We start from the raw sequence: 20639 nt of genomic DNA, 5'->3' as shown, positions 1-20639 counted from the left end.
CGCCGCGGCGCGACGCCAGTAAGGCCGGTACGCGCGGCGCCCGCGGCGCACCGGCCTACATCTTCCAGCGCAGGTTGAAGGCGATATTGTTGGCTTCGCTGCTGTCGCTGAACACGCCGTTGTAATCGACGTCGAGGACGATGTTCGGGGTGATCGAGTAGTCGAGGTTGAGCTCGACCAGGAAGCTGTTGCGCGGTAACTCGGTACCCAACACGCGAAACTTGTCGCCGCCCTCCAATTGCAGGTCCAGTTCCGGGCGCAGGTCGCCGTTGATCTGCCGCCAGGTGAACGAGCCGTTGAGCAGCAGATCGCGCTCGGCCAGCTGGAACAGCTGCTGGCCGCGCACACCAAGGCTGGTGCTGAGCAGCTCGTTGCGCTGGCTGTCCGCAGACAGTGCGGCGGCTCCGCCCTGCTCGCTGAAGCTGTCGCTGCGCTGGTCGATCAGCAGCAGGCCGACGAAGGGCTCGACATAGGCCGGCTCGTCGAACTTCAGGTGCCAGGCCAGCTCGCCGAAGCCCTGCGCGGTGTTGACGTCGTACTGGCGGGTCAGGCGCTCCGGGCCGTCGATCAGGCGCACGTCGCGCTGGCTGTCGATCTGGTGCTGGCTGTAGCCGCCACCGCCGAACAGCTTGAGCGTACCTCGCGACAGTTCGACATCGCGGCCGCCGTACAGCGCGTAGCGGTAGCTGTCGGAGTCGGCCTTGGCGTCACGCGAATCGACATCCAGCTGCTCCTGGCCGTAGCCGAAGGCGCCACCCAGGCGCCAGTCGCCGTATACCGGCCAGTCGCCACCGAACAGCATGCTCTCGTGATCCTGGATGATCTCGCCGGCGTTGCCGTCGTCGTCGATGCGCTGGCGCCCGCCGCCCACCTGCACCCAGTAGGGCAGCGCGCGCTCGGGCGAGGCGAGGTTGCGGCGCAGGTTGCCCAGCGGCGCACGCGACAGGTTGAGGTCGTCGAACATCACCGCCGAGGCGATGCTGGCATGAGCGTCGCCGGACAGCTTGTTGAAGGTGTCGGCCACCTCGTCCTCGCCCAGGTCGAGCAGGGTGCGGTAGACCTCGTTGTCCTCGTCCAGGCTCTCGGCCGCTTGAGCGAAAGCCAGCTGGTTGGGGGTACGCGCCAGGCTGGAGAAGCTGGTGTCGTTGCGCGTCAGGGTCAGGGTCACGGCGTTGCCGGCGTAGCTCAGGCTGGGGTCGAGAAAGGCCAGGTTGGAGCTGACGCTGTCGAACTGGCCGCTCAACTGCCCGGCGCTGAGGATGCCGTAGCTGGTGGCCGGCGCGTAGGTGCCGTTCTCCGCCAGCACCTGCACGGTGCCGGCCAGGCTGGCCAGGCCGCTGACCAGCACCTGATCGGCATTGCCGGCGGCATCGGTCTCCACCTGGTAGACCGAGCCGGGGCTGAAGATCAGGTCACCGGCGACGTTCAGCGTGCCGATGGAGTTGCCCGGCGCCAGGGCGCCACCGCTGTTGACCAGTACGTTGCCGACGCTGCCGGCACCACCCAGGGTGCCACCGCTCTGCACCTGGATAGCGGAAAGCAGCGAGCCATTGACCGCCAGGGTGCCACCGCGGACTTCGGTGATGCCATCGATGCCGTGGCTGCCGCCGAGGTCGAGCGTACCGGGGCCATCCTTGATGAAGGCCCCCGAACCGAGGATGGCGCCGGCGAAGCTGGTATCGCTCGCCTGATCGACCGTCAGCGTCGCACCACTCAGCGCCACCTGCCCGCCGGCGCCCGCCAGTGCACTCATGCTCAGGTCGAAACCGCCGAGATCCAGCACTCCGCCGCCCAGCTCATAGGCCCCACCGGACACCAGGCCGCCGGCCGAATCCTGGCGCAAGGTGCCAGCCTCCACCCGCGTAACACCGCTGTAGCTGTTGTTGCCGGACAGCGTCAACGTCCCGCCGCCCTGCTTGATCAGGCCGCCGCTGCCGCTGATGACGCCGAGGAAGCTGCCGTCGACGGCCTGCACCAGGGTCAGGTCGGCGCTGCCCAGCGCCACCTCGCCGCCGTTGCCGGACAGCGAGCCCATGCTCAGGGCGAAGTCGTTGAGGTCGAGCACGCCGCCATCGATGACGTAGTCGCCACCCGAGACGAATGCCCCGGGACTGCCCTGCAGCAGGGTGCCGCCGCGCAGTTGCGTGGCGCCGCTGTAACTGCTGTCGCCAGACAACATCAACAAGCCGTCGCCCTGCTTGATCAGGCTGCCGCTGCCGCTGATCGAACCGGAAAAGTTGCCGCTCGACTCCATGGCCAGGGTCAGGTCTGCGGAACCCAGCGCCACTTCGCCTCCGCCACCGGTCAGCGCGCTCATGCTCAGGTCGAAACCGTTGAGATCGAGGACGCCGAACTCGACCACATAGACCCCGCCATCGACGAATGCGCCGGCACTGCCCTGGCGCAGCGTGCCACCGGTGACCTGGGTTACGCCGCCATAGCTGTTGGCGCCGGCCAGCACCAGCGTCCCGTCGCCAGACTTGCGCAATCCGCCGCTGCCGCCGATCACCCCGGAGAAGGTGCCGTCCACTGCCTGCTCGATGCCCAGGTTGGCGGCGCCCAGCGCCACTTCGCCGCCGCTGCCGGACAGCGAGCCCATGTCCAGGTCGAAGCCATTGAGGTCGAGTACCCCGGCGTTGATGGCGTAGTCGCCTCCGGCCAAGGCGCCGGCCGCGCCCTGGCGCAAGGTACCGCCGTCGATCCGGGTGGTGCCGCTGTAACTGTTGGCGCCGGATAGCAGCAACAGCCCATCGCCCTGCTTGATCAGGCCGCCGCTGCCGCTGATCACGCCGGAAAAACTGCTGTCCGACGTCTGCACCAGGGTCAGGTCGGCGCCGCCCAGTGCCACCTCGCCGCCGCTGCCGGACAGCGAGCCCATGCTCAGATCGAAGCCGTTGAGATCGAGCACGCCGCCACTGACCAGGTAGCTGCCGCCGGCGACGAAGGCCCCCGCACCGCCCTGACGCAGCGTGCCGTCGCCCACCTGGGTGAGGCCGCTGTAGTCGTTCTCGCCCTCGAGCAGCAACAGTCCTGCCCCCAGCTTGGATAGGCCGCCGCTGCCGCTGATAGCGCCCGCGTAGCTGGTATCAAGGGCCTGATCGACCACCAGATCGGCGCTACCCAGCAGCACCTGACCGCCGCTGCCGGACAGCGACCCCATGCTCAGGCCGACACTGTTGAGGTCGAGCGCGCCGCCATCGATGACATAGGCGCCGTTCTGCACGAAGCCCCCGCTGCTGCCCTGACGCAGGGTGCCGGCCTGGACTATGGTGGCGCCGCTGTAGCTGGCCGGCCCCAGCAGGTCGAGTACGCCCGCGCCGGTTTTAGTCAGCGAGCCACTGCCGCCGATGGCGCCAGAGAGCAGCACATCGTTGCCGTTGGTATCGAAGGTGCCACCCGCTGCGCCCAGCGCCTCGAGCCGCGAGGAAATATCGAAGGAGGAGGCATCGCCCCACTGCAGCCCGCCGCCATCAAGCACGATGCTGCCGCTGCCCAGGCTGTCGCCGCCGTCGAAGTTGATCAGCCCGCCCTCGATGCGAATGGCGCTAGCGAAGCTGTTGGCGTTCTCGCCGCGCACCGTCAGCGTGCCGCTACCGACCTTGATCAGGGTGCCGTCCACATCGCCGCTGAGGGAGCCGGTCACCTGCGTATTCAGGTTGTTGCTGCCGACCGCCACCACTGCCGAACCGAGTTCGAAACTACCGTTGCCCTCGATCGAGCCGACGCTGAAGCGCCCCGCACCATCGGGCCCCTGCGCCTCGGAGAAGTCGACCACGCCGCTGTTCTCCGCGACCAGCCGGGCCGTGCCCCCGTCGCTGTTGTCGGTGAAGAGCGTGCGACCCTCCTCGCCACTGATGATCAGCGCATTGCCAGCGCTGCTCTGCCCGGCGAAGATCGTCGCGCCGCCGTTCTCGCTGCGGATAGTCGCGCTGCCGGCCGTGCTCTGATCGTTGAAGAAGGTCAGGCCACTGAAACTGTTGGTGATGGTGGCGCTGCCGGCCGTGCTCTGGTCGTTGAAATTGACGCCTTCGATGGTGTTGTCGATGACGGCGTCGCCGGCCGATTCGTTGCCGTTGAAATCGATGGCCGCCGCCGGCAGGGCCAGCGCATTCAAGGCCACCCCGCCACACACCAGCACCGCCCAGGGAAGACGGCCGCCAGCCCGCACCGCCCCCCGCCCGCGTCTTTTGTTGCACCCCATCCCGAGGCCCCCTGCACGCAATATGGGGAAACAGCTGCGCGACTTGCGCGCCGCATGCAGCCCCGGCAAAGGGAACGAACGCCGTCCGTTCCCGCCCATGCCCCTGGGAACACCTCTACTGCGGGATGAAGACTACGCGCCGGGAGCCCTGTGAAGACTAGCCAAATCCCCGCCAGCCGCCAGCGCCGGGCGCCACTCAGTAATCGATCGCCACGTCACCCTTGGGCACGCTGCAGCAGGACAGGATGTAGCCCTCGGCAACGTCCTCGTCGGTGATCCCGCCGTTGTGCTCCATGTCCACCTCGCCGGCGGTCTTCATCACCTTGCAGGTGCCGCAGATGCCCATGCCGCACGCCTTGGGGATGTGCAGGCCGAGCTTGGCGGCGGCGGCGTGCACGGTTTCGCCGGGGGCGACGCGGATGCTCTTGCCGGTGCTGACGAACTCCACCTGGTTGAGGTCGGCCGCCGGTATCTCCGGCGCGTCGGCGGCCTCGGCGGCGTGCTCCAGGGCATCGGCCTTGGCCTCGGGCGGCGTCGCGCCGAAGGATTCCTCGTGGTAACGACGCATGTCGAAGCCGTTGGCCTCGAGCAGGCGCTTGACCGCACTCATATAGGGCGTCGGGCCGCAGCAGAACACCTCACGCTCCATGAAGTCCGGGGCGATCAGCTCCAGCATCTTCTGGTTGAGGTAACCGCGGTAGCCGGACCAGGTTTCGCCGATCTCGTACTTCTCGCAGATCAGGTGCAGCTTGAAGTTGTTGATGCGCGAGGCCATGTGGCGCAATTCGCGGTGGTAGATGATGTCCTTGGGCGTGCGCGCGCTGTGCACGAAGCACATGTCCACCGCACCGTTGGTGTCGAAGAACCAGCGCGCCATCGACATCACCGGGGTGATGCCGACGCCGCCGGACAGCAGCAGCACCTTGTCGGAGGGGAAATCGATGGCGTTGAACAGCCCCACCGGACCGTGCACCGGCAGTTGGTCGCCCTCGTTGAGGTTGTCGTGCAGCCAGTTCGACACCTTGCCGCCCGGCACCCGCTTGACGGTGATGGAGAAGCTGTAGGGCACCGACGGCGAGCTGGAGATGGTGTAGGAGCGCATGATCGGCGCACCCTCGATCTCCAGCTCCAGGGTGACGAACTGTCCCGGCTTGAAGAAGAACAGTACCGGCTGATCGGCCATGAAACAGAAGGTGCGCACGTCCCAGGTTTCCTGGATCACCTTGACGCAACGCACCAGATGGCGGCCGTTGCTCCAGGTCTGGGTGGTAACCGGGTTGAGGAAGGCGTTGGTGGTCATGAACGGCTCTCCACGCGGCCGGACATCGGCCTATATGGCATCGATTGTGCGAAACGCCGCGGGCCCTCATTTATCTGCCAGCGACATCGGCATGCTCATCGCGACCTGCCGCTTGGCACGGGGCCTGGCGCGTCGGAAACGCATTCGGCCATGTCGCCCATGGATAAGGTTTCGCGGCGCGGCGAATCCACACTCAGCCTCAGAGCAAACCCGACAACGCGCGGCCGCCGAACCGCTCGCAGCAGCCGCCACAACGCCTTGCGTCACCACCGTATCAGCCACTTTTGCGGCTGCCGCCCCCGCGCCAGCCATGAGGAGTCACCGATGGACTGCACCCACACCCTGAGCCTGGGCGACCCGCTGGAGCCCGCACGCAAGGCCACCGCCGGCATGCTGCGCGAGCGCGAGCGCACCTTCTCGCTGCCACAACCCTTCTACAACGACGAGCGGCTGTTCCAGATCGACATGCAGGAGATCTTCCACAAGGAGTGGTTGATCGCCGGCATGACCTGCGAAATCCCGGCCAAGGGCAACTTCCTCACCCTGCAGCTCGGCGACAACCCGATTCTCGTGGTCCGCGGCGCCGAGGGGCAGATCCATGCCTTCCACAACGTCTGCCGCCACCGCGGCTCGCGCCTGTGCGTGAGCGACAAGGGCAAGGTGGCCAAGCTGGTCTGCCCCTACCACCAGTGGACCTATGAACTGGACGGCCGCCTGCTGTTCGCCGGCACCGAGATGGGCGCCGACTTCGACCTCAAGGACTACAGCCTCAAGCCGGTGCACTGCAAGAGCGCCGGTGGTTTCATCTTCATCAGCCTGGCGGAAAACCCGCCGGCGATCGACGAGTTCCTCGCCACCCTGGCTCACTACATGGAGCCGTACGACATGGAGAACACCAAGGTCGCGGTGCAGAGCACCATGAAGGAGAAAGCCAACTGGAAGCTGGTGATCGAGAACAACCGCGAGTGCTACCACTGCAACGGCTCGCACCCGGAGCTGCTCAACACCCTGCTGGAGTGGGACGACACCAACGACCCGCGCGCGACCCAGGAATTCAAGGATCACGTCGCCGAATGCGCCGCCGCCTGGGACGCGGAGAAGATTCCCTACGCGCATGCCGGCTTCGGCCTGCGTAACCGCATCGTACGCATGCCGCTGCTCAAGGGCACCGTGTCCATGACCATGGACGGCAAGCAGGGCTGCAAGAAGCTGATGGGGCGGATCAAGAACCCGGACCTGGGCTCCATGCGCATCCTCCACCTGCCCCATTCGTGGAACCACTGCATGGGCGACCACCTGATCAACTTCACCGTGTGGCCGATCAGCGCCCAGGAAACGGTGGTGATCACCAAGTGGCTGGTGCACAAGGACGCGGTGGAAGGCGTCGATTACGACGTCGAGCGCCTGCGTCAGGTGTGGGACGCCACCAACGACCAGGACCGTCGCCTCGGCGAGGAAAACCAGCGCGGCATCAACTCCACCGCCTACCAGCCCGGCCCCTACTCGAAGACCTACGAGTTCGGCGTGGTCAACTTCATCGACTGGTACAGCGAACGCATGCTCAACAACCTCGGCGAAGCCCCGGCGCAGTTGCGCCAGGTGGCCGGCGAGTGATGACGCTGAGCCTGCTGCTGGTGATCGGCTTGGCGGCCTACGGGCTGCTGGCCTGTCGTCCACGGCGCGGCTGAATCAGCCTGCAGGCCCCGGCATCCTGGCGGATGCCGGGGCTTTCTTTTGGCGGCGCCACGCCCAAACGCTAGGAGCGGCGGACGGCGAACCGATTTAGTCGCGAGAATCCCTGCCCCCAACAAAACAGGAAGAGCGGGAGACCAAGGCCGCGCAGGAGCTTCGCAGCCGCAGCCGCTCCGACAGGGGCACAACGACTAACGGTGCCCCCAACAAAAAGCCCCGCCAGATCGCTCTGGCGGGGCTTTTCATTAACAGCTCGAGGCTAGCCGCTATGGGTCAGGCCTTGTTGGCTTTCTTGGCAGCGCGGGTGCGCTCGCCTTCGTCGAGGATCTTCTTGCGCAGACGGATCGACTTTGGCGTCACTTCGCACAGCTCGTCGTCCTGGATGAATTCCAGAGCCTGCTCCAGGGTGAAGCGCACCGGCGGCACCAGGGCAATGGTTTCGTCCTTGCCCGAAGCGCGCATGTTGTCGAGCTTCTTGCCCTTGGTGGGGTTGACGCCCAGGTCGTTGTCGCGGCTGTTCAGGCCGACGATCTGACCATTGTAGATTTCCTGGCCGTGCTCGACGAACAGCTTGCCGCGCGCCTGCAGGGTTTCCAGGGAGTAGGTCAGCGCCTTGCCGGTATCGATCGATACCAGTACGCCGTTCTGACGGCCAGACATGCTGCCCGGCTTGACGGTGTCATAACGGTCGAAGATCGAGGTCAGGATGCCCGCGCCGTTGGTCAGGGTCAGGAACTGGTTACGGAAGCCGATCAGACCGCGCGCCGGGATGTTGTATTCCAGACGCACGCGACCTTTGCCGTCCGGCGACATGTTGGTCAGGTCGCCCTTACGCAGGCCCATTTCTTCCATGACCTTGCCCTGGGATTCTTCAGGGATGTCGATGGTGACGTTCTCGTACGGCTCCTGCTTGACGCCGTTGACTTCACGGATGATCACTTCCGGGCGGCCAACGCCCATTTCGAAACCTTCGCGGCGCATGGTTTCGATCAGCACCGACAGGTGCAGCTCGCCACGACCGGAGACCTTGAACTTGTCGGCGCTGTCGCCTTCCTCGACACGCAGGGCCACGTTGTACAGCAGCTCTTTGTCCAGGCGCTCCTTGATGTTGCGGCTGGTGACGAACTTGCCTTCCTTGCCGCAGAACGGCGAGTCGTTGACCTGGAAGGTCATGGAGACGGTCGGCTCGTCGACGGTCAGCGGCTTCATCGCTTCGACGTGGTTGATGTCGCACAGGGTGTCGGAGATGAACAGCTGGTCCATACCGCTGACGCAGACGATGTCGCCGGCGGTGGCTTCTTCGACGTCGACGCGGTGCAGGCCGTGGTGGCCCATCAGCTTGAGGATACGGCCGTTACGCTTCTTGCCGTCGACGTCGATGGCAGTCACCGGGGTGTTCGGCTTGATCTTGCCACGGGCAATACGGCCAACGCCGATGATGCCGAGGAAGCTGTTGTAGTCCAGCGCGGAAATCTGCATCTGGAACGGGCCGTCGAGGTCGACGTTCGGCGCCGGCACGTGGTCGACGATGGCCTGGTACAGCGGGGTCAGGTCTTCGGCCATGGCGGTGTGGTCGAGACCGGCAATACCGTTCAGGGCGCTGGCGTAGACGACCTGGAAGTCGAGCTGCTCATCGGTGGCGCCGAGGTTGTCGAACAGGTCGAAGATCTGGTCCATGACCCAGTCCGGACGCGCGCCGGGACGGTCGATCTTGTTGATCACGACGATCGGCTTGAGACCGGCTTCGAAGGCCTTCTTGGTCACGAAACGGGTTTGCGGCATCGGGCCGTCCTGGGCGTCGACCACCAGCAGTACGGAGTCGACCATCGACATCACGCGCTCGACTTCGCCGCCGAAGTCGGCGTGGCCGGGGGTGTCGACGATGTTGATGCGGTAGTCGTTCCACTTGATGGCGGTGTTCTTGGCCAGAATGGTAATGCCGCGCTCTTTTTCCTGGTCGTTGCTGTCCATCACGCGCTCGTCGTTGAGCTCGTTGCGTTCCAGGGTGCCGGACTGACGCAGCAGGGCGTCGACGAGGGTGGTCTTGCCATGGTCGACGTGGGCGATGATGGCGATGTTGCGCAGATTTTCGATCACTGTGTGTATCTCGATCAGAGGATGCGGTGTGTCGCCCAGTGTGGACGACGAATATGAAGAAAACGGGATCAGCAGGCAGAGCGGTCGGGAGGGCGGTGGCGGATACTGCCGCCGTTCAGCCCGGGCGTCTTATGCCGGACGATAAACGCGCACATTGGCATGCCCCTCGCTCAGCAGGTGGTGGGCATGCAGGCGGCTCATCACGCCCTTGTCGCAATACAGCAGGTACTGGCGGTTCTCATCCAGTTCCTTGAACTTGTTGTTCAGCGCGTAGAACGGCAGCACCTGCACCTCGATGCCGGGCAACTCGAGCGGCTCGTCCTCGGCGGCATCGGGGTGGCGGATGTCGATGACGATCTGCCCGGCCAGCGCCTCGCGCACCTCCTCGACCTGCACGTCCTTGCCCAGCTCGTCGATCACCCGGTCGATGGGCAGCAGGGTGGCGCGCTCCAGGGCACGCTCGAGGATGGCCATGTCGAACTGCGCTTCTTCGCGCTCGATGCGATAACCGCGGGCCTTGGTGGTCGGGTTGACCGAAATCACCCCGCAATACTCGGGCATGTGCTTGGCGAACTCGGCGGTGCCGATGCGCGTGGCGGTGTCGATGATGTCCTGCTTGTGGCTGGCGATCAGCGGGCGCATCACCAGCATGTCGGTGGCCGCGTCGATCACCGCCAGGTTGGTCAGGGTCTGGCTGGAGACCTGGCTGATCGCCTCGCCGGTGACCAGCGCCTCGATCTCCAGGCGCTCGGCCATGCGGGTGGCGGCGCGCAGCATCATGCGCTTGAGGATCACGCCCATCTGGCTGTTGTCGACCTTGCCGAGGATCTCGCCGACCACCTCTTCGAACGGCACGCTGATAAACAGCACGCGCTGCGAACGGCCGAACTTCTGCCACAGGTAGTGGGCCACTTCCATCACGCCAAGCTCGTGGGCGCGACCGCCGAGGTTGAAGAAGCAGAAGTGGCTGACCAGGCCGCGGCGCATCATCTGGTAGGCCGCCACGGTGGAGTCGAAGCCGCCGCTCATCAGCACCAGGGTCTGCTCCAGCGAGCCCAGCGGGTAGCCGCCGAGGCCTTCGTGGCGGTGATGGACGACGAACAGACGCTGGTCGCGAATCTCCATGCGCACTTCGACTTCCGGCCTCTTCAGGTCGATGCCAGCCGCATTGCACTCCTGGCGCAGGCGCGAGCCGACGTGGCGCTCGACGTCGATGGAGCTGAAGGCGTGCTTGCCGCCGCGCTTGCAGCGCACGGCGAAGATCTTGCCCGGCAGCTGGTCGGCGTAGTGGCGCTTGCAGTGCTCGGTGATGTCGTCCAGATCACCCAGCGGGTACTCGTTGACCTCGAGGAACAGGCCGATACCCGGAGTGCAGCGCAGGCGCTCGGTCATCTCGGCCAGCAGGCGCGGATCGTCCAGGTCGGTCTCGACCTCCAGGTTGTCCCACACACCGGTGACCTTCAACTCGGGGTCGAGGTCGCGCAGCACGGTGCGGATGTTCTTCCCCAACTGGCGGATGAACTGCTTGCGCACCGGGCGGCTCTTGATGGTGATTTCCGGGAAAACTTTGACGATCAGCTTCATGAATTGGGCGCCTGCAGGGGCGACGGAAAAACAGGGGCGCGGATTATAGCGGAAATTGCTCAAGCTTTGACCAAAAATACTGCACGCCTTACCGGTCGCACCAAAATAGTACGCCGCGATATTTGACAGCCCTCAAATGGTGCAAATATTCCTGCGCATGCCCCATGCAGGCCGCGCAGCGCCTGAGTTTTCGGGCCTCCGTCCATTCCGGGGCACTGGCATGCAATTTGCTCCCTTGTGAGGCAGGTTGCCCTGGAGGACTATCCCGCCGGGCTTCACCGCACATATCGGGGCTCCACGAAGCGAGCCTTTTCCACCTGGAGGACAACATGTCTAAGGCTGTTCAACTGATCAAAGAACACGACGTGAAGTGGGTAGACCTGCGCTTCACCGATACCAAGGGCAAGCAGCACCACGTGACCATGCCGGCTCGCGACGCCCTGGACGACGATTTCTTCGAACACGGCAAGATGTTCGACGGCTCCTCCATTCATGGCTGGAAAGGCATCGAAGCCTCCGACATGATCCTGATGCCGGTCGACGACACCGCCGTGCTCGACCCCTTCACCGAAGAGCCGACCCTGATCCTGGTCTGCGACATCATCGAGCCGAGCACCATGCAAGGCTACGACCGCGACCCGCGCTCGATCGCCAAGCGCGCCGAAGAGTTCCTCAAGACCACCGGCATCGGCGACACCGTGTTCGTCGGCCCGGAGCCGGAGTTCTTCATCTTCGACGAAGTGAAGTTCAAGTCCGACATCTCCGGCTCGATGTTCAAGATCTACTCCGAGCAAGGCTCCTGGATGACCGACGGCGACGTCGAAGGCGGCAACAAGGGCCACCGCCCGGCCGTCAAGGGCGGTTACTTCCCGGTTCCGCCGTGCGACCACGACCACGAAATCCGTACCGCCATGTGCAACGCCATGGAAGAAATGGGCCTGGTCGTCGAAGTGCACCACCACGAAGTGGCCACTGCCGGTCAGAACGAGATCGGCGTGAAGTTCAACACCCTGGTGGCCAAGGCTGACGAAGTTCAGACCCTGAAGTACTGCGTGCACAACGTCGCCGACGCCTACGGCAAGACCGCGACCTTCATGCCGAAGCCGCTGTACGGCGACAACGGCTCGGGCATGCACGTGCACATGTCGATCTCCAAGGACGGCAAGAACACCTTCGCTGGCGAAGGCTATGCCGGTCTGTCCGAGACCGCCCTGTACTTCATCGGCGGCATCATCAAGCACGGTAAGGCCCTGAACGGCTTCACCAACCCGTCGACCAACTCCTACAAGCGTCTGGTTCCGGGCTTCGAAGCCCCGGTCATGCTGGCCTACTCGGCCCGTAACCGCTCCGCCTCGATCCGTATCCCTTACGTATCCAGCCCGAAAGCCCGCCGCATCGAAGCGCGCTTCCCGGACCCGGCGGCCAACCCCTACCTGTGCTTCGCCGCGCTGCTGATGGCCGGCCTGGACGGCATCCAGAACAAGATCCACCCCGGCGATGCCGCCGACAAGAACCTGTACGATCTGCCGCCGGAAGAAGGCAAGCTGATCCCGCAGGTGTGCGGCAGCCTGAAGGAAGCCCTGGAAGAGCTGGACAAGGGCCGCGCGTTCCTGACCAAGGGCGGCGTGTTCTCCGACGACTTCATCGATGCCTACATCGAGCTGAAGAGCGAAGAAGAAATCAAGGTGCGCACCTTCGTGCACCCGCTGGAATACGACCTGTACTACAGCGTCTAAGCCAGACTCGCGCCGCCCTGTGCGGCGCACTCGAAAGCCCCGCCCGGCCCTGCCTGGCGGGGCTTTTTTGCACCTGCACCGCACACACCAAAATACCCGCCCACGTTTTCGGATCCTCGGCGCCCCCGACGCCCCCTGCCCCGCTTTCATCTTATGCATCACAACGCCACAGCACGGCACTTGCCAGGGCGCCTTGCCGGTGCAAGGCTTAGCCGCATCACCCAGGGAGGAAATGGCCCATGCGCCCGTTGCTCGCTTGCCTGCTGCTCGGCCTGGCCCTGCCGGCCGCCGCGCAGATCTACAAGTACACCGATGCCAACGGCAACACGGTGTTCACCAACCAGCCGCCGGACGGCACCGCCGCCGAGAGCGTCAGCCTGCCGCCGACCAACACGGTGGAAATGCAGGCGCCCAGCGCGCCGGCCGCCGGCAGCGAACCGACCGCGCAGGCCGAGGCGCCCTACTCGGTGCTGAGCCTGACCGGCATCCCCGACGATGAAGCCATGCGCGCCAACAACGGCACCTTCAGCGTCGGCGTCGACATCCAGCCGCGCCTGGCCGCCGGCCACCGCCTGCGCCTGCTGCTGGACGGCCAGCCGCACGGCCAGGCGAGCAACGTGCCGCGCCTGCAACTGGTCAACGTCGACCGCGGCGAACACAGCCTGGCAGTCGAGGTGCTCAGCGGCGACCGGGCGATCCAGCAGAGCGCCAGCGTCACCTTCACCGTGCAGCGGGTCAACACCAGCAGCCCGGCGCTGCGGCCGCCACCCCCACCGCCCAAACCCACTCCGAAACCGGCGAACTGACCCATGCGTCCACTGCTTCTCTGCCTGCTACTGATCGCCCAGGGCGCCCTGGCGCAGGTCTACACCTACGTCGACGCCGAGGGTAACCGGGTGTTCACCGACAAGCCGCGCAGCAACAGCGCGCAGCCGGTGATCCTCGCCCCCTCCAACAGCGTGCAGCTCAGCCAGCCGGGCAGCGCAGCGGCGCCCGCGGCCCCCGCCGCGGTGAGCAAGATGGCCATCCACTACCAGCTGCTGCGCATCCTGGTGCCCGAGCCGGACGCCTCGGTGCACAACGCCTCGGGCGACCTGATCGTCACCGCCACCAGCGAACCCGGCCTGCTGCCCGGGCACAGCTACCGCCTGCTGCTCGACGGCCAGGTGCAGGGCGAACCGAGCCGCAGCCCGGTGTTTCCACTGCAGCACGTCGACCGCGGCACCCACCTGCTGGCCGTGGAGATCATCGACGCCGCCGGCCTGACCGTGGAGCGCACCCCGCCCCAGCCCTTCCATATGCACCGCATGTCGCTGGCACAGAAACGCAAGGTCAACCCCTGCCAGAAGGACGACTACGGCGTGCGCCCCGAGTGCCCGCTGAAGGACAAGCCCAAGGAAGAAGTCAGCATCCTGCCCTTCCTCTGAACGCCATTGCACCTTTGTGGTGCAATGGCGCGCACCACCTCCTAAGCTGTCCCTATTTTGGGTCGTAATTGCCCGCCCCACTGCGCCGCAACCCCGCGAAAACCCGCCAGGGCGCAGAGAACATGCGTCTTTTCGGGGCTTTGGTTTGCTTCTTGCATTTTCCTGCCCATTGCCGGAACGCGCTGCCTATGACCATCAACGACGCCCTGCACCGCCTGCTACTCGACAACCTGACCACCGCCACCCTGCTGCTCGACAGCCAGCTGCGCCTCGAGTACATGAACCCGGCGGCGGAAATGCTCCTGGCCGTCAGCGGCCAGCGCAGCCATGGCCAGTTCATCAGCGAGCTGTTCACCGAATCGCCCGAGGCGCTGTCGTCGCTGCGCCAGGCGGTGGAACAGGCGCACCCGTTCAACAAGCGCGAGGCGGTGCTGACCTCGGTCACCGGCCAGACCCTGACCGTCGACTACGCCGTCACCCCGCTGTTCAACCGCGGCCAGACCCTGCTGCTGCTGGAAGTGCACCCGCGCGACCGCCTGCTGCGCATCACCAAGGAAGAGGCGCAGCTGTCCAAGCAGGAAACCACCAAGCTGCTGGTGCGTGGCCTGGCCCACGAGATCAAGAACCCGCTCGGCGGCATCCGCGGCGCGGCCCAGCTGCTGGCGCGCGAGCTGCCGGAAGAGCACCTGAAGGACTACACCAACGTCATCATCGAGGAAGCCGACCGGCTGAGAAATCTCGTGGACCGTATGCTCGGCTCGAACAAGCTGCCGTCGCTGGCGATGACCAATATCCACGAGGTGCTGGAGCGGGTCGCCAACCTGATCGAGGCGGAGAGCCAGGGCGGCATCACTTTGGTGCGCGACTACGACCCGAGCATCCCCGACCTGCTGATCGACCGCGAGCAGCTGATCCAGGCGGTGCTCAACATAGTGCGCAACGCCATGCAGGCCATCGCCGGGCAGAAACACGACATGGGCCTGGGCCGCATCAGCCTGCGCACCCGCACCCTGCGCCAGTTCACCATCGGCCACACCCGCCACCGCCTGGTGGTCAAGGTGGAGATCATCGACAACGGCCCGGGCATCCCCGCCGAGCTGCAGGAAACCATCTTCTACCCCATGGTCAGCGGGCGGGCCGACGGCACCGGCCTGGGCCTGGCCATCACCCAGAACATCATCAGTCAGCACCAGGGCCTGATCGAATGCGAGAGCCACCCCGGCCACACCGTGTTCTCGATCTTCCTGCCGCTGGAACAAGGAGCAACCTCGCCATGAGCCGCAGTGAAACCGTCTGGATTGTCGACGACGATCGTTCCATCCGCTGGGTGCTGGAAAAGGCGCTGCAGCAGGAAGGCATGACCACCCAGAGCTTCGACAGTGCCGACGGTGTACTCAGCCGCCTGACCCGCCAGCAACCGGACGTGATCATCTCCGACATTCGCATGCCCGGCGCCAGCGGCCTCGACCTGCTGGCACGCATCCGCGAGCTGTACCCGCGCCTGCCGGTGATCATCATGACCGCACACTCGGACCTCGACAGCGCGGTGGCCAGCTACCAGGGCGGCGCCTTCGAGTACCTGCCCAAGCCGTTCGACGTCGACGAGGCGGTGTCCCTGGTCAAGCGCGCCTTCCAGCACGCCCAGGAGCAGCAGAGCCTGGCCGCCCCGGCCGCCCAGGCGCGCACCCCGGAAATCATCGGCGAGGCGCCGGCGATGCAGGAGGTGTTCCGCGCCATCGGCCGCCTCAGCCACTCCAATATCACCGTGCTGATCAACGGCGAATCCGGTACCGGCAAGGAGCTGGTGGCCCACGCCCTGCACCGCCACAGCCCGCGCGCGGCATCGCCCTTTATCGCGCTGAACATGGCGGCCATCCCCAAGGACCTGATGGAATCGGAGCTATTCGGCCACGAGAAGGGTGCCTTCACCGGCGCCGCCAACCAGCGCCGCGGCCGCTTCGAGCAGGCCGACGGCGGCACCCTGTTCCTCGACGAGATCGGCGACATGCCGGCCGACACCCAGACGCGCCTGCTGCGCGTGCTGGCCGACGGCGAATTCTACCGGGTCGGCGGGCATACCCCGGTCAAGGTGGACGTGCGCATCATCGCCGCCACCCACCAGAACCTGGAAACCCTGGTGCAGGCCGGCAAGTTCCGTGAGGACCTGTTCCACCGCCTCAACGTCATCCGCATCCATATCCCGCGCCTGGCCGACCGCCGCGAGGACATCCCTACCCTGGCCCATCACTTCCTCGCCCGCGCCGCGCAGGAACTGGCGGTCGAGCCCAAACTGCTCAAGGGCGAGACCGAGGACTACCTCAAGCACCTGCCCTGGCCGGGCAACGTGCGCCAGCTGGAGAACACCTGCCGCTGGATCACGGTGATGGCCTCGGGCCGCGAAGTGCACGTCGACGACCTGCCGCCGGAGCTGCTCAGCCAGCCGCAGGACGCCGCACCGGTGACCAACTGGGAACAGGCCCTGCGCCTGTGGGCCGACCAGGCCCTGGCGCGCGGCCAATCCAACCTGCTCGACAGCGCCGTGCCGGCGTTCGAGCGGATCATGATCGAGACCGCGCTCAAGCACACCGCCGGCCGCCGCCGCGACGCCGCCCTGCTGCTGGGCTGGGGCCGCAACACCCTGACGCGCAAGATCAAGGAACTGGGCATGAAGGTCGACGGCGCCGACGAGGACGACGGCGACGATTGATCCGCCGCGCGCAACAAAAAAGGGCATCCCGCGGGATGCCCTTTTTCGTAGGGTGCGCCGTGCGCACCACGCGATCAACCGCGCTGCGCGTTCTTGATCGAGATCTGCGTATTCAGCGTCCAGAAGTCGTAGAGCACGCCGAGCAGGAACAGGCCGCCGGTCAGCAGATAGAGGATTCCGGTGAGCCACTTGCCCTGGTACATGCGGTGCACGCCGAAGATGCCGAGGAAGGTCAGCAGGATCCAGGCGACGTTGTAGTCGGTATCACCGGCGGTAAAGCGCAGGTCGGCCTCGCGGTCCATCGAAGGGATCAGGAACAGGTCGATTATCCAGCCGATGAACAGCAGGCCGAGGGTGAAGAACCAGATGGTGCCGGTCACCGGCCTGCCGTAGTAGAAACGGTGCGAACCGAGGAAGCCGAAAATCCACAGCAGGTAGCCGATCAGCTTGCTGTGGGTGTCCTGTCGTTGCATGGCAATCTCCTTGTGCGATGGACAGTGTCAGACGCCCCACTCTACGCAAGGTTTCCCCCGCCCGCCCAGTGCCAATGACTTGATAGGGCCGCGACGCCCATATACTGTATATAAAAACAGCATTCGAGCGCCCGCCATGCAACTGATCGAGAAGCTCACCATCCTCGCCGACGCTGCCAAGTACGACGCCTCCTGCGCCAGCAGCGGCGCGCCCAAGCGCAGCTCCAAGGGCCAGGACGGCATCGGTTCGACCAACGGCATGGGCATCTGCCACAGCTACACGCCGGACGGCCGCTGCGTGGCGCTGCTGAAGATCCTGCTGACCAACTTCTGCCTGTACGACTGCCAGTACTGCATCAACCGCCGCTCCAGCGACGTGCCGCGTGCGCGCTTCACCCCCGAGGAAGTGGTCACCCTGACCCTGGACTTCTACAAACGCAACTGCATCAGCGGCCTGTTCCTCAGCTCCGGCATCATCCGCTCGGCCGACTACACCATGGAGCAGCTGATCCGCGTCGCCAAGCTGCTGCGCCAGGAGCACCAGTTCCGTGGCTACATTCATCTGAAGACCATCCCCGATGCCGCGCCGGAGCTGATCGCCGAGGCCGGCCTGTATGCCGACCGCCTCAGCGTCAATATCGAACTGCCCACCGAAACCAGCCTGGTGCGCCTGGCGCCGGAAAAGAACGTCGCCAGCATTCACCAGGCCATGCACAGCATCCACCAGGGCGAGCGCGAGGCCCAGGAAGAGCGCCGCGCGCCGCGCTTCGCTCCGGCCGGGCAGAGCACGCAGATGATCGTCGGCGCCGACGCCACCGACGACAGCACCATCCTGCACAACGCCCAGAGCCTCTATCACGACTACCGCCTGCGCCGCGTCTACTACTCGGCCTTCAGCCCGATTCCGCAGAGCCCGAAGACGGTGCCCTTCGAGGCGCCACCGCTGCTGCGCGAACATCGCCTGTACCAGGCGGATTTCCTCATGCGCGGCTATGGCTTCAGCGCCAGCGAACTGCTGGCCGGCCCCGGCAACCTGGCGCTGGACATCGACCCCAAGCTGGCCTGGGCGCTGGCCAATCGCGAGCAGTTTCCGGTGGATCTGAACCGCGCCGATGAATCATTGATCGCCCGCGTACCGGGCATCGGCGTGCTCAGCGCCAGGCGCCTGGGCGCACTGCGCCGCGAACGGCGCATCCGCTATGAGGACCTCACGCGCCTGCGCTGCGCGCTGGAAAAGGCCAAGCCCTTTATCGTCACCCAGGACTACCGCCCGCCGCGGGCCGAGCACGAATCCCTGGTGCTGCGCCAGCAACTGCGCGACACCCCGGCGCAGATGGCCCTGTGGTGATGCACAGCCTGCGCTTCGACGGCAGCTTCGCCACCTGGCGCCAGGTCGCGCGGCGCGCCCTGTTGCAGGGCTTGGCGCCGCATCAGTTGCAATGGCTGGACGAAGAGGCGGCGCCCGGCCTGTTCGACCAACCCGCCGAACGCGCGCCGCAGCCCAGCGACCGTCTGCGTGTGTCGCCCGAGCTGCTGCAATTGCTGGAAAGCGCCGCGCAGTACCGTGGCGACGAGCGCTGGAGCCTGCTCTACCGCGTGCTCTGGCGCTTCGTGCAGGGCGAACGCAGCGCCGTGCTGGCCGGCGACCCCGACGGCAGCGAGCTGCATCGCCGGCTCAAGGCGGTGCGCCGCGAAGCCCATCACCTGCATGCTTTCGTGCGTTTCCAGCCCTGCAAGGCATCAGGTGCGCCGGACTTCGTCGCCTGGTTCGAACCGGCGCACGACATTCTCGCCGCGGCCAGCGGCCACTTCGCCGAGCGCCTGGGAAAGCACAGCTGGCTGATCGCCACGCCGCGTGACGGCGTGTACTGGGACGGCCAGCGCCTGCAGCACGAGCGCCGCTGCCCGGCGCAGTGGCAAGCCTGGGCAGAGCAGCCCGAGGATGGCGGCCAGGCCCTGTGGCGTGCCTATTACGGCAGCACCTTCAACCCGGCCCGGCTCAACCGCTCGGTGCTGCAGCAGCACCTGCCGCTGAGATTCTGGAAGCACCTGCCGGAAGGGCCATTGATCCCGCAACTGATGAGCGAAGCGCGCGCCGGCGCGCAACGCGATGGCCAGGCATTGGTGCTGGCGGGCAGGAAGGGCAAACGCATTGGCGGGACAAACGAAGGGGACGCAGCGCGTCCCCCGTCTGGCAGCGTCAGCGGAAGCGACGCCCCGGATCTTCCTCGCTGACCTCCAGCGCCAGGCCCTGGGACATGCTGGTCAGGTGGTCGCCGTCGGTTTCCGAGCCGAGCTTGATCATCAGCCGCAGGTCGTTGGCCGAGTCGGCGTAGAGCAGCGCGTCTTCGTAGGTGATCTCGCCCTGGGTGTAGAGGTTGTACAGTGCCTGGTCGAAGGTCTGCATGCCCTGCTCGGTGGAGCGCTTCATCAGGCCCTTGAGCTCGTGCACCTCGCCCTTGCGGATCAGGTCGGCGGCCAGCGGGGTGTTGATCAACACCTCGATCACCGCGCGGCGACCTTTGCCATCCGGGGTTGGAATCAGTTGCTGAGCGACGATGGCCTTGAGGTTGAGCGACAGGTCCATCCACACCTGGTTCTGCCGATCCGCCGGGAAGAAGTTGATGATGCGGTCCAGCGCCTGGTTGGCGTTGTTGGCATGCAGGGTGGCCAGACACAGGTGGCCGGTTTCGGCGAAAGCCACGGCGTGGTCCATGGTCTCGCGGGTGCGCACCTCGCCGATCAGGATCACGTCCGGCGCCTGGCGCAGGGTGTTCTTCAGCGCCACCTCGAAGGACTCGGTGTCGATGCCCACCTCGCGCTGGGTGACGATGCAGTTCTGGTGCTGGTGGATGTATTCGATCGGGTCTTCGATGGAGATGATGTGGCCGCTGCTGTTCTTGTTGCGGTAGCCGATCATCGCCGCCAGCGAGGTGGACTTGCCGGTGCCGGTGGCGCCGACGAACAGCACCAGGCCGCGCTTGGTCAGCGCCAGCTTCTTGAGGATTTCCGGCAGCTTGAGGTCGTCGATGGTGGGGATGTTGGTCTCGATGCGGCGCAGCACCATGCCCACCAGGTTGCGCTGATAGAAGGCGCTGACGCGGAAACGGCCGATGCCGCGGGCGCTGATGGCGAAGTTGCACTCGTGGTTCTCGGCAAAATCGCGGCGCTGCGCCTCGTTCATCACGCCGAGCACGGTCTCGCGGGTCTGCTCCGGCGACATGGCGTTCTTGGTCACCGGCATGATCTTGCCGTTGACCTTCATCGACGGCGGTACGCCAGCGGTGATGAACAGGTCGGAGCCGCCTTTTTCCACCATCAGACGCAGCAGTTTTTCGAATTCCATGGTCGTTCTCGCAGCTTGGTGTGCAATGCCGTTCGGCAGCCATCTGCCGAATCGTAGGAGCGAGCTCTGCTCGCGA

14 protein-coding genes are annotated in these 20639 nt (G+C 65.6%); 8 read left to right on the top strand and 6 right to left on the bottom strand.

The features are described from left to right. Positions 1 to 55: 55 nt before the first annotated feature. Complete coding sequence (locus ACIGFL_RS15030) at positions 56 to 4120, bottom strand: autotransporter-associated beta strand repeat-containing protein (RefSeq protein ID WP_397497722.1); 4065 nt, start codon at positions 4118 to 4120, stop codon at positions 56 to 58. Between the two features lie 277 nt (positions 4121 to 4397). Beyond that, positions 4398 to 5501, bottom strand: a complete 1104-nt coding sequence (gene gbcB / locus ACIGFL_RS15025; RefSeq protein WP_397497721.1) for a glycine-betaine demethylase subunit GbcB — start codon at positions 5499 to 5501, stop codon at positions 4398 to 4400. 324 nt (positions 5502 to 5825) lie between these two features. On the opposite strand from gbcB, the gene gbcA reads away from it, so the two are divergent. Then, positions 5826 to 7115 carry a glycine-betaine demethylase subunit GbcA gene (gene gbcA, locus ACIGFL_RS15020; protein WP_021443787.1) on the top strand — a complete coding sequence of 430 codons (1290 nt, stop codon included), beginning with the start codon at positions 5826 to 5828 and terminating at the stop codon, positions 7113 to 7115. Positions 7116 to 7466: 351 nt separating this feature from the next. Here the strand turns inward: gbcA and typA are convergent, their stop codons facing one another. Continuing rightward, a complete protein-coding gene (gene typA, locus ACIGFL_RS15015) occupies positions 7467 to 9290 on the bottom strand; it encodes a translational GTPase TypA (protein ID WP_100547281.1) in 1824 nt (607 codons plus the stop codon). A gap of 129 nt (positions 9291 to 9419) precedes the next feature. Further along, a complete protein-coding gene (gene thiI / locus ACIGFL_RS15010; protein WP_397497720.1) occupies positions 9420 to 10874 on the bottom strand; it encodes a tRNA uracil 4-sulfurtransferase ThiI in 1455 nt (484 codons plus the stop codon). A gap of 329 nt (positions 10875 to 11203) precedes the next feature. Between thiI and glnA the strand changes: the two genes are divergently transcribed. From glnA to ntrC, 5 genes are all read left to right on the top strand, one after another. After that, positions 11204 to 12610, top strand: coding sequence for a glutamate--ammonia ligase (gene glnA, locus ACIGFL_RS15005; protein WP_021443784.1), 1407 nt, complete (start codon positions 11204 to 11206; stop codon positions 12608 to 12610). A gap of 239 nt (positions 12611 to 12849) precedes the next feature. Further along, complete coding sequence (locus ACIGFL_RS15000) at positions 12850 to 13416, top strand: DUF4124 domain-containing protein (RefSeq protein WP_397497719.1); 567 nt, start codon at positions 12850 to 12852, stop codon at positions 13414 to 13416. Positions 13417 to 13419: 3 nt separating this feature from the next. Further along, on the top strand, positions 13420 to 14037 hold the full coding sequence (locus tag ACIGFL_RS14995; RefSeq protein WP_397497718.1) for a DUF4124 domain-containing protein: 618 nt from the start codon (positions 13420 to 13422) through the stop codon (positions 14035 to 14037). A gap of 188 nt (positions 14038 to 14225) precedes the next feature. Continuing rightward, on the top strand, positions 14226 to 15314 hold the full coding sequence (gene glnL, locus ACIGFL_RS14990) for a nitrogen regulation protein NR(II) (RefSeq protein ID WP_021443781.1): 1089 nt from the start codon (positions 14226 to 14228) through the stop codon (positions 15312 to 15314). After that, positions 15311 to 16744, top strand: a complete 1434-nt coding sequence (ntrC, locus tag ACIGFL_RS14985) for a nitrogen regulation protein NR(I) (RefSeq protein WP_397497717.1) — start codon at positions 15311 to 15313, stop codon at positions 16742 to 16744. The genes glnL and ntrC overlap by 4 nt, the downstream gene beginning before the upstream one ends. A gap of 74 nt (positions 16745 to 16818) precedes the next feature. On the opposite strand, the gene ACIGFL_RS14980 is transcribed toward ntrC, so the two are convergent. Continuing rightward, positions 16819 to 17217, bottom strand: coding sequence for a TM2 domain-containing protein (locus ACIGFL_RS14980; protein ID WP_122109627.1), 399 nt, complete (start codon positions 17215 to 17217; stop codon positions 16819 to 16821). 136 nt (positions 17218 to 17353) lie between these two features. Here ACIGFL_RS14980 and ACIGFL_RS14975 point away from each other — a divergent pair, with 136 nt between their 5' ends. Next, entirely contained in the window at positions 17354 to 18565 is a 1212-nt protein-coding gene (locus ACIGFL_RS14975; RefSeq protein ID WP_397497716.1) for a putative DNA modification/repair radical SAM protein, read from the top strand. Continuing rightward, positions 18565 to 19452 (top strand): TIGR03915 family putative DNA repair protein, encoded by an 888-nt coding sequence (locus ACIGFL_RS14970; protein WP_397497715.1) that lies wholly within the window; start codon positions 18565 to 18567, stop codon positions 19450 to 19452. The genes ACIGFL_RS14975 and ACIGFL_RS14970 overlap by 1 nt, the downstream gene beginning before the upstream one ends. Here the strand turns inward: ACIGFL_RS14970 and ACIGFL_RS14965 are convergent. Continuing rightward, positions 19418 to 20563, bottom strand: coding sequence for a PilT/PilU family type 4a pilus ATPase (locus tag ACIGFL_RS14965; RefSeq protein WP_021443776.1), 1146 nt, complete (start codon positions 20561 to 20563; stop codon positions 19418 to 19420). The genes ACIGFL_RS14970 and ACIGFL_RS14965 overlap by 35 nt on opposite strands. Positions 20564 to 20639: the final 76 nt, after the last annotated feature.

The sequence above is a fragment of the Pseudomonas sp. NPDC077649 genome, assembly GCF_044542855.1.
Lineage (GTDB): Bacteria > Pseudomonadota > Gammaproteobacteria > Pseudomonadales > Pseudomonadaceae > Aquipseudomonas.
The sequence above is the reverse complement of the archived record's forward strand: the minus strand, read 5'-3'. Positions and strand labels throughout refer to the sequence as shown.

What these genes read in the sequence shown, in the direction of transcription:
- gbcB (WP_397497721.1), bottom strand. Translation starts at nt 5,501, where the DNA reads ATGACCACCAACGCCTTCCTCAACCCGGTTACCACCCAGACCTGGAGC.
- gbcA (WP_021443787.1), top strand. Translation starts at nt 5,826, where the DNA reads ATGGACTGCACCCACACCCTGAGCCTGGGCGACCCGCTGGAGCCCGCA.
- thiI (WP_397497720.1), bottom strand. Translation starts at nt 10,874, where the DNA reads ATGAAGCTGATCGTCAAAGTTTTCCCGGAAATCACCATCAAGAGCCGC.
- glnA (WP_021443784.1), top strand. Translation starts at nt 11,204, where the DNA reads ATGTCTAAGGCTGTTCAACTGATCAAAGAACACGACGTGAAGTGGGTA.
- ACIGFL_RS15000 (WP_397497719.1), top strand. Translation starts at nt 12,850, where the DNA reads ATGCGCCCGTTGCTCGCTTGCCTGCTGCTCGGCCTGGCCCTGCCGGCC.
- ACIGFL_RS14995 (WP_397497718.1), top strand. Translation starts at nt 13,420, where the DNA reads ATGCGTCCACTGCTTCTCTGCCTGCTACTGATCGCCCAGGGCGCCCTG.
- glnL (WP_021443781.1), top strand. Translation starts at nt 14,226, where the DNA reads ATGACCATCAACGACGCCCTGCACCGCCTGCTACTCGACAACCTGACC.
- ntrC (WP_397497717.1), top strand. Translation starts at nt 15,311, where the DNA reads ATGAGCCGCAGTGAAACCGTCTGGATTGTCGACGACGATCGTTCCATC.
- ACIGFL_RS14980 (WP_122109627.1), bottom strand. Translation starts at nt 17,217, where the DNA reads ATGCAACGACAGGACACCCACAGCAAGCTGATCGGCTACCTGCTGTGG.
- ACIGFL_RS14975 (WP_397497716.1), top strand. Translation starts at nt 17,354, where the DNA reads ATGCAACTGATCGAGAAGCTCACCATCCTCGCCGACGCTGCCAAGTAC.
- ACIGFL_RS14970 (WP_397497715.1), top strand. Translation starts at nt 18,565, where the DNA reads ATGCACAGCCTGCGCTTCGACGGCAGCTTCGCCACCTGGCGCCAGGTC.
- ACIGFL_RS14965 (WP_021443776.1), bottom strand. Translation starts at nt 20,563, where the DNA reads ATGGAATTCGAAAAACTGCTGCGTCTGATGGTGGAAAAAGGCGGCTCC.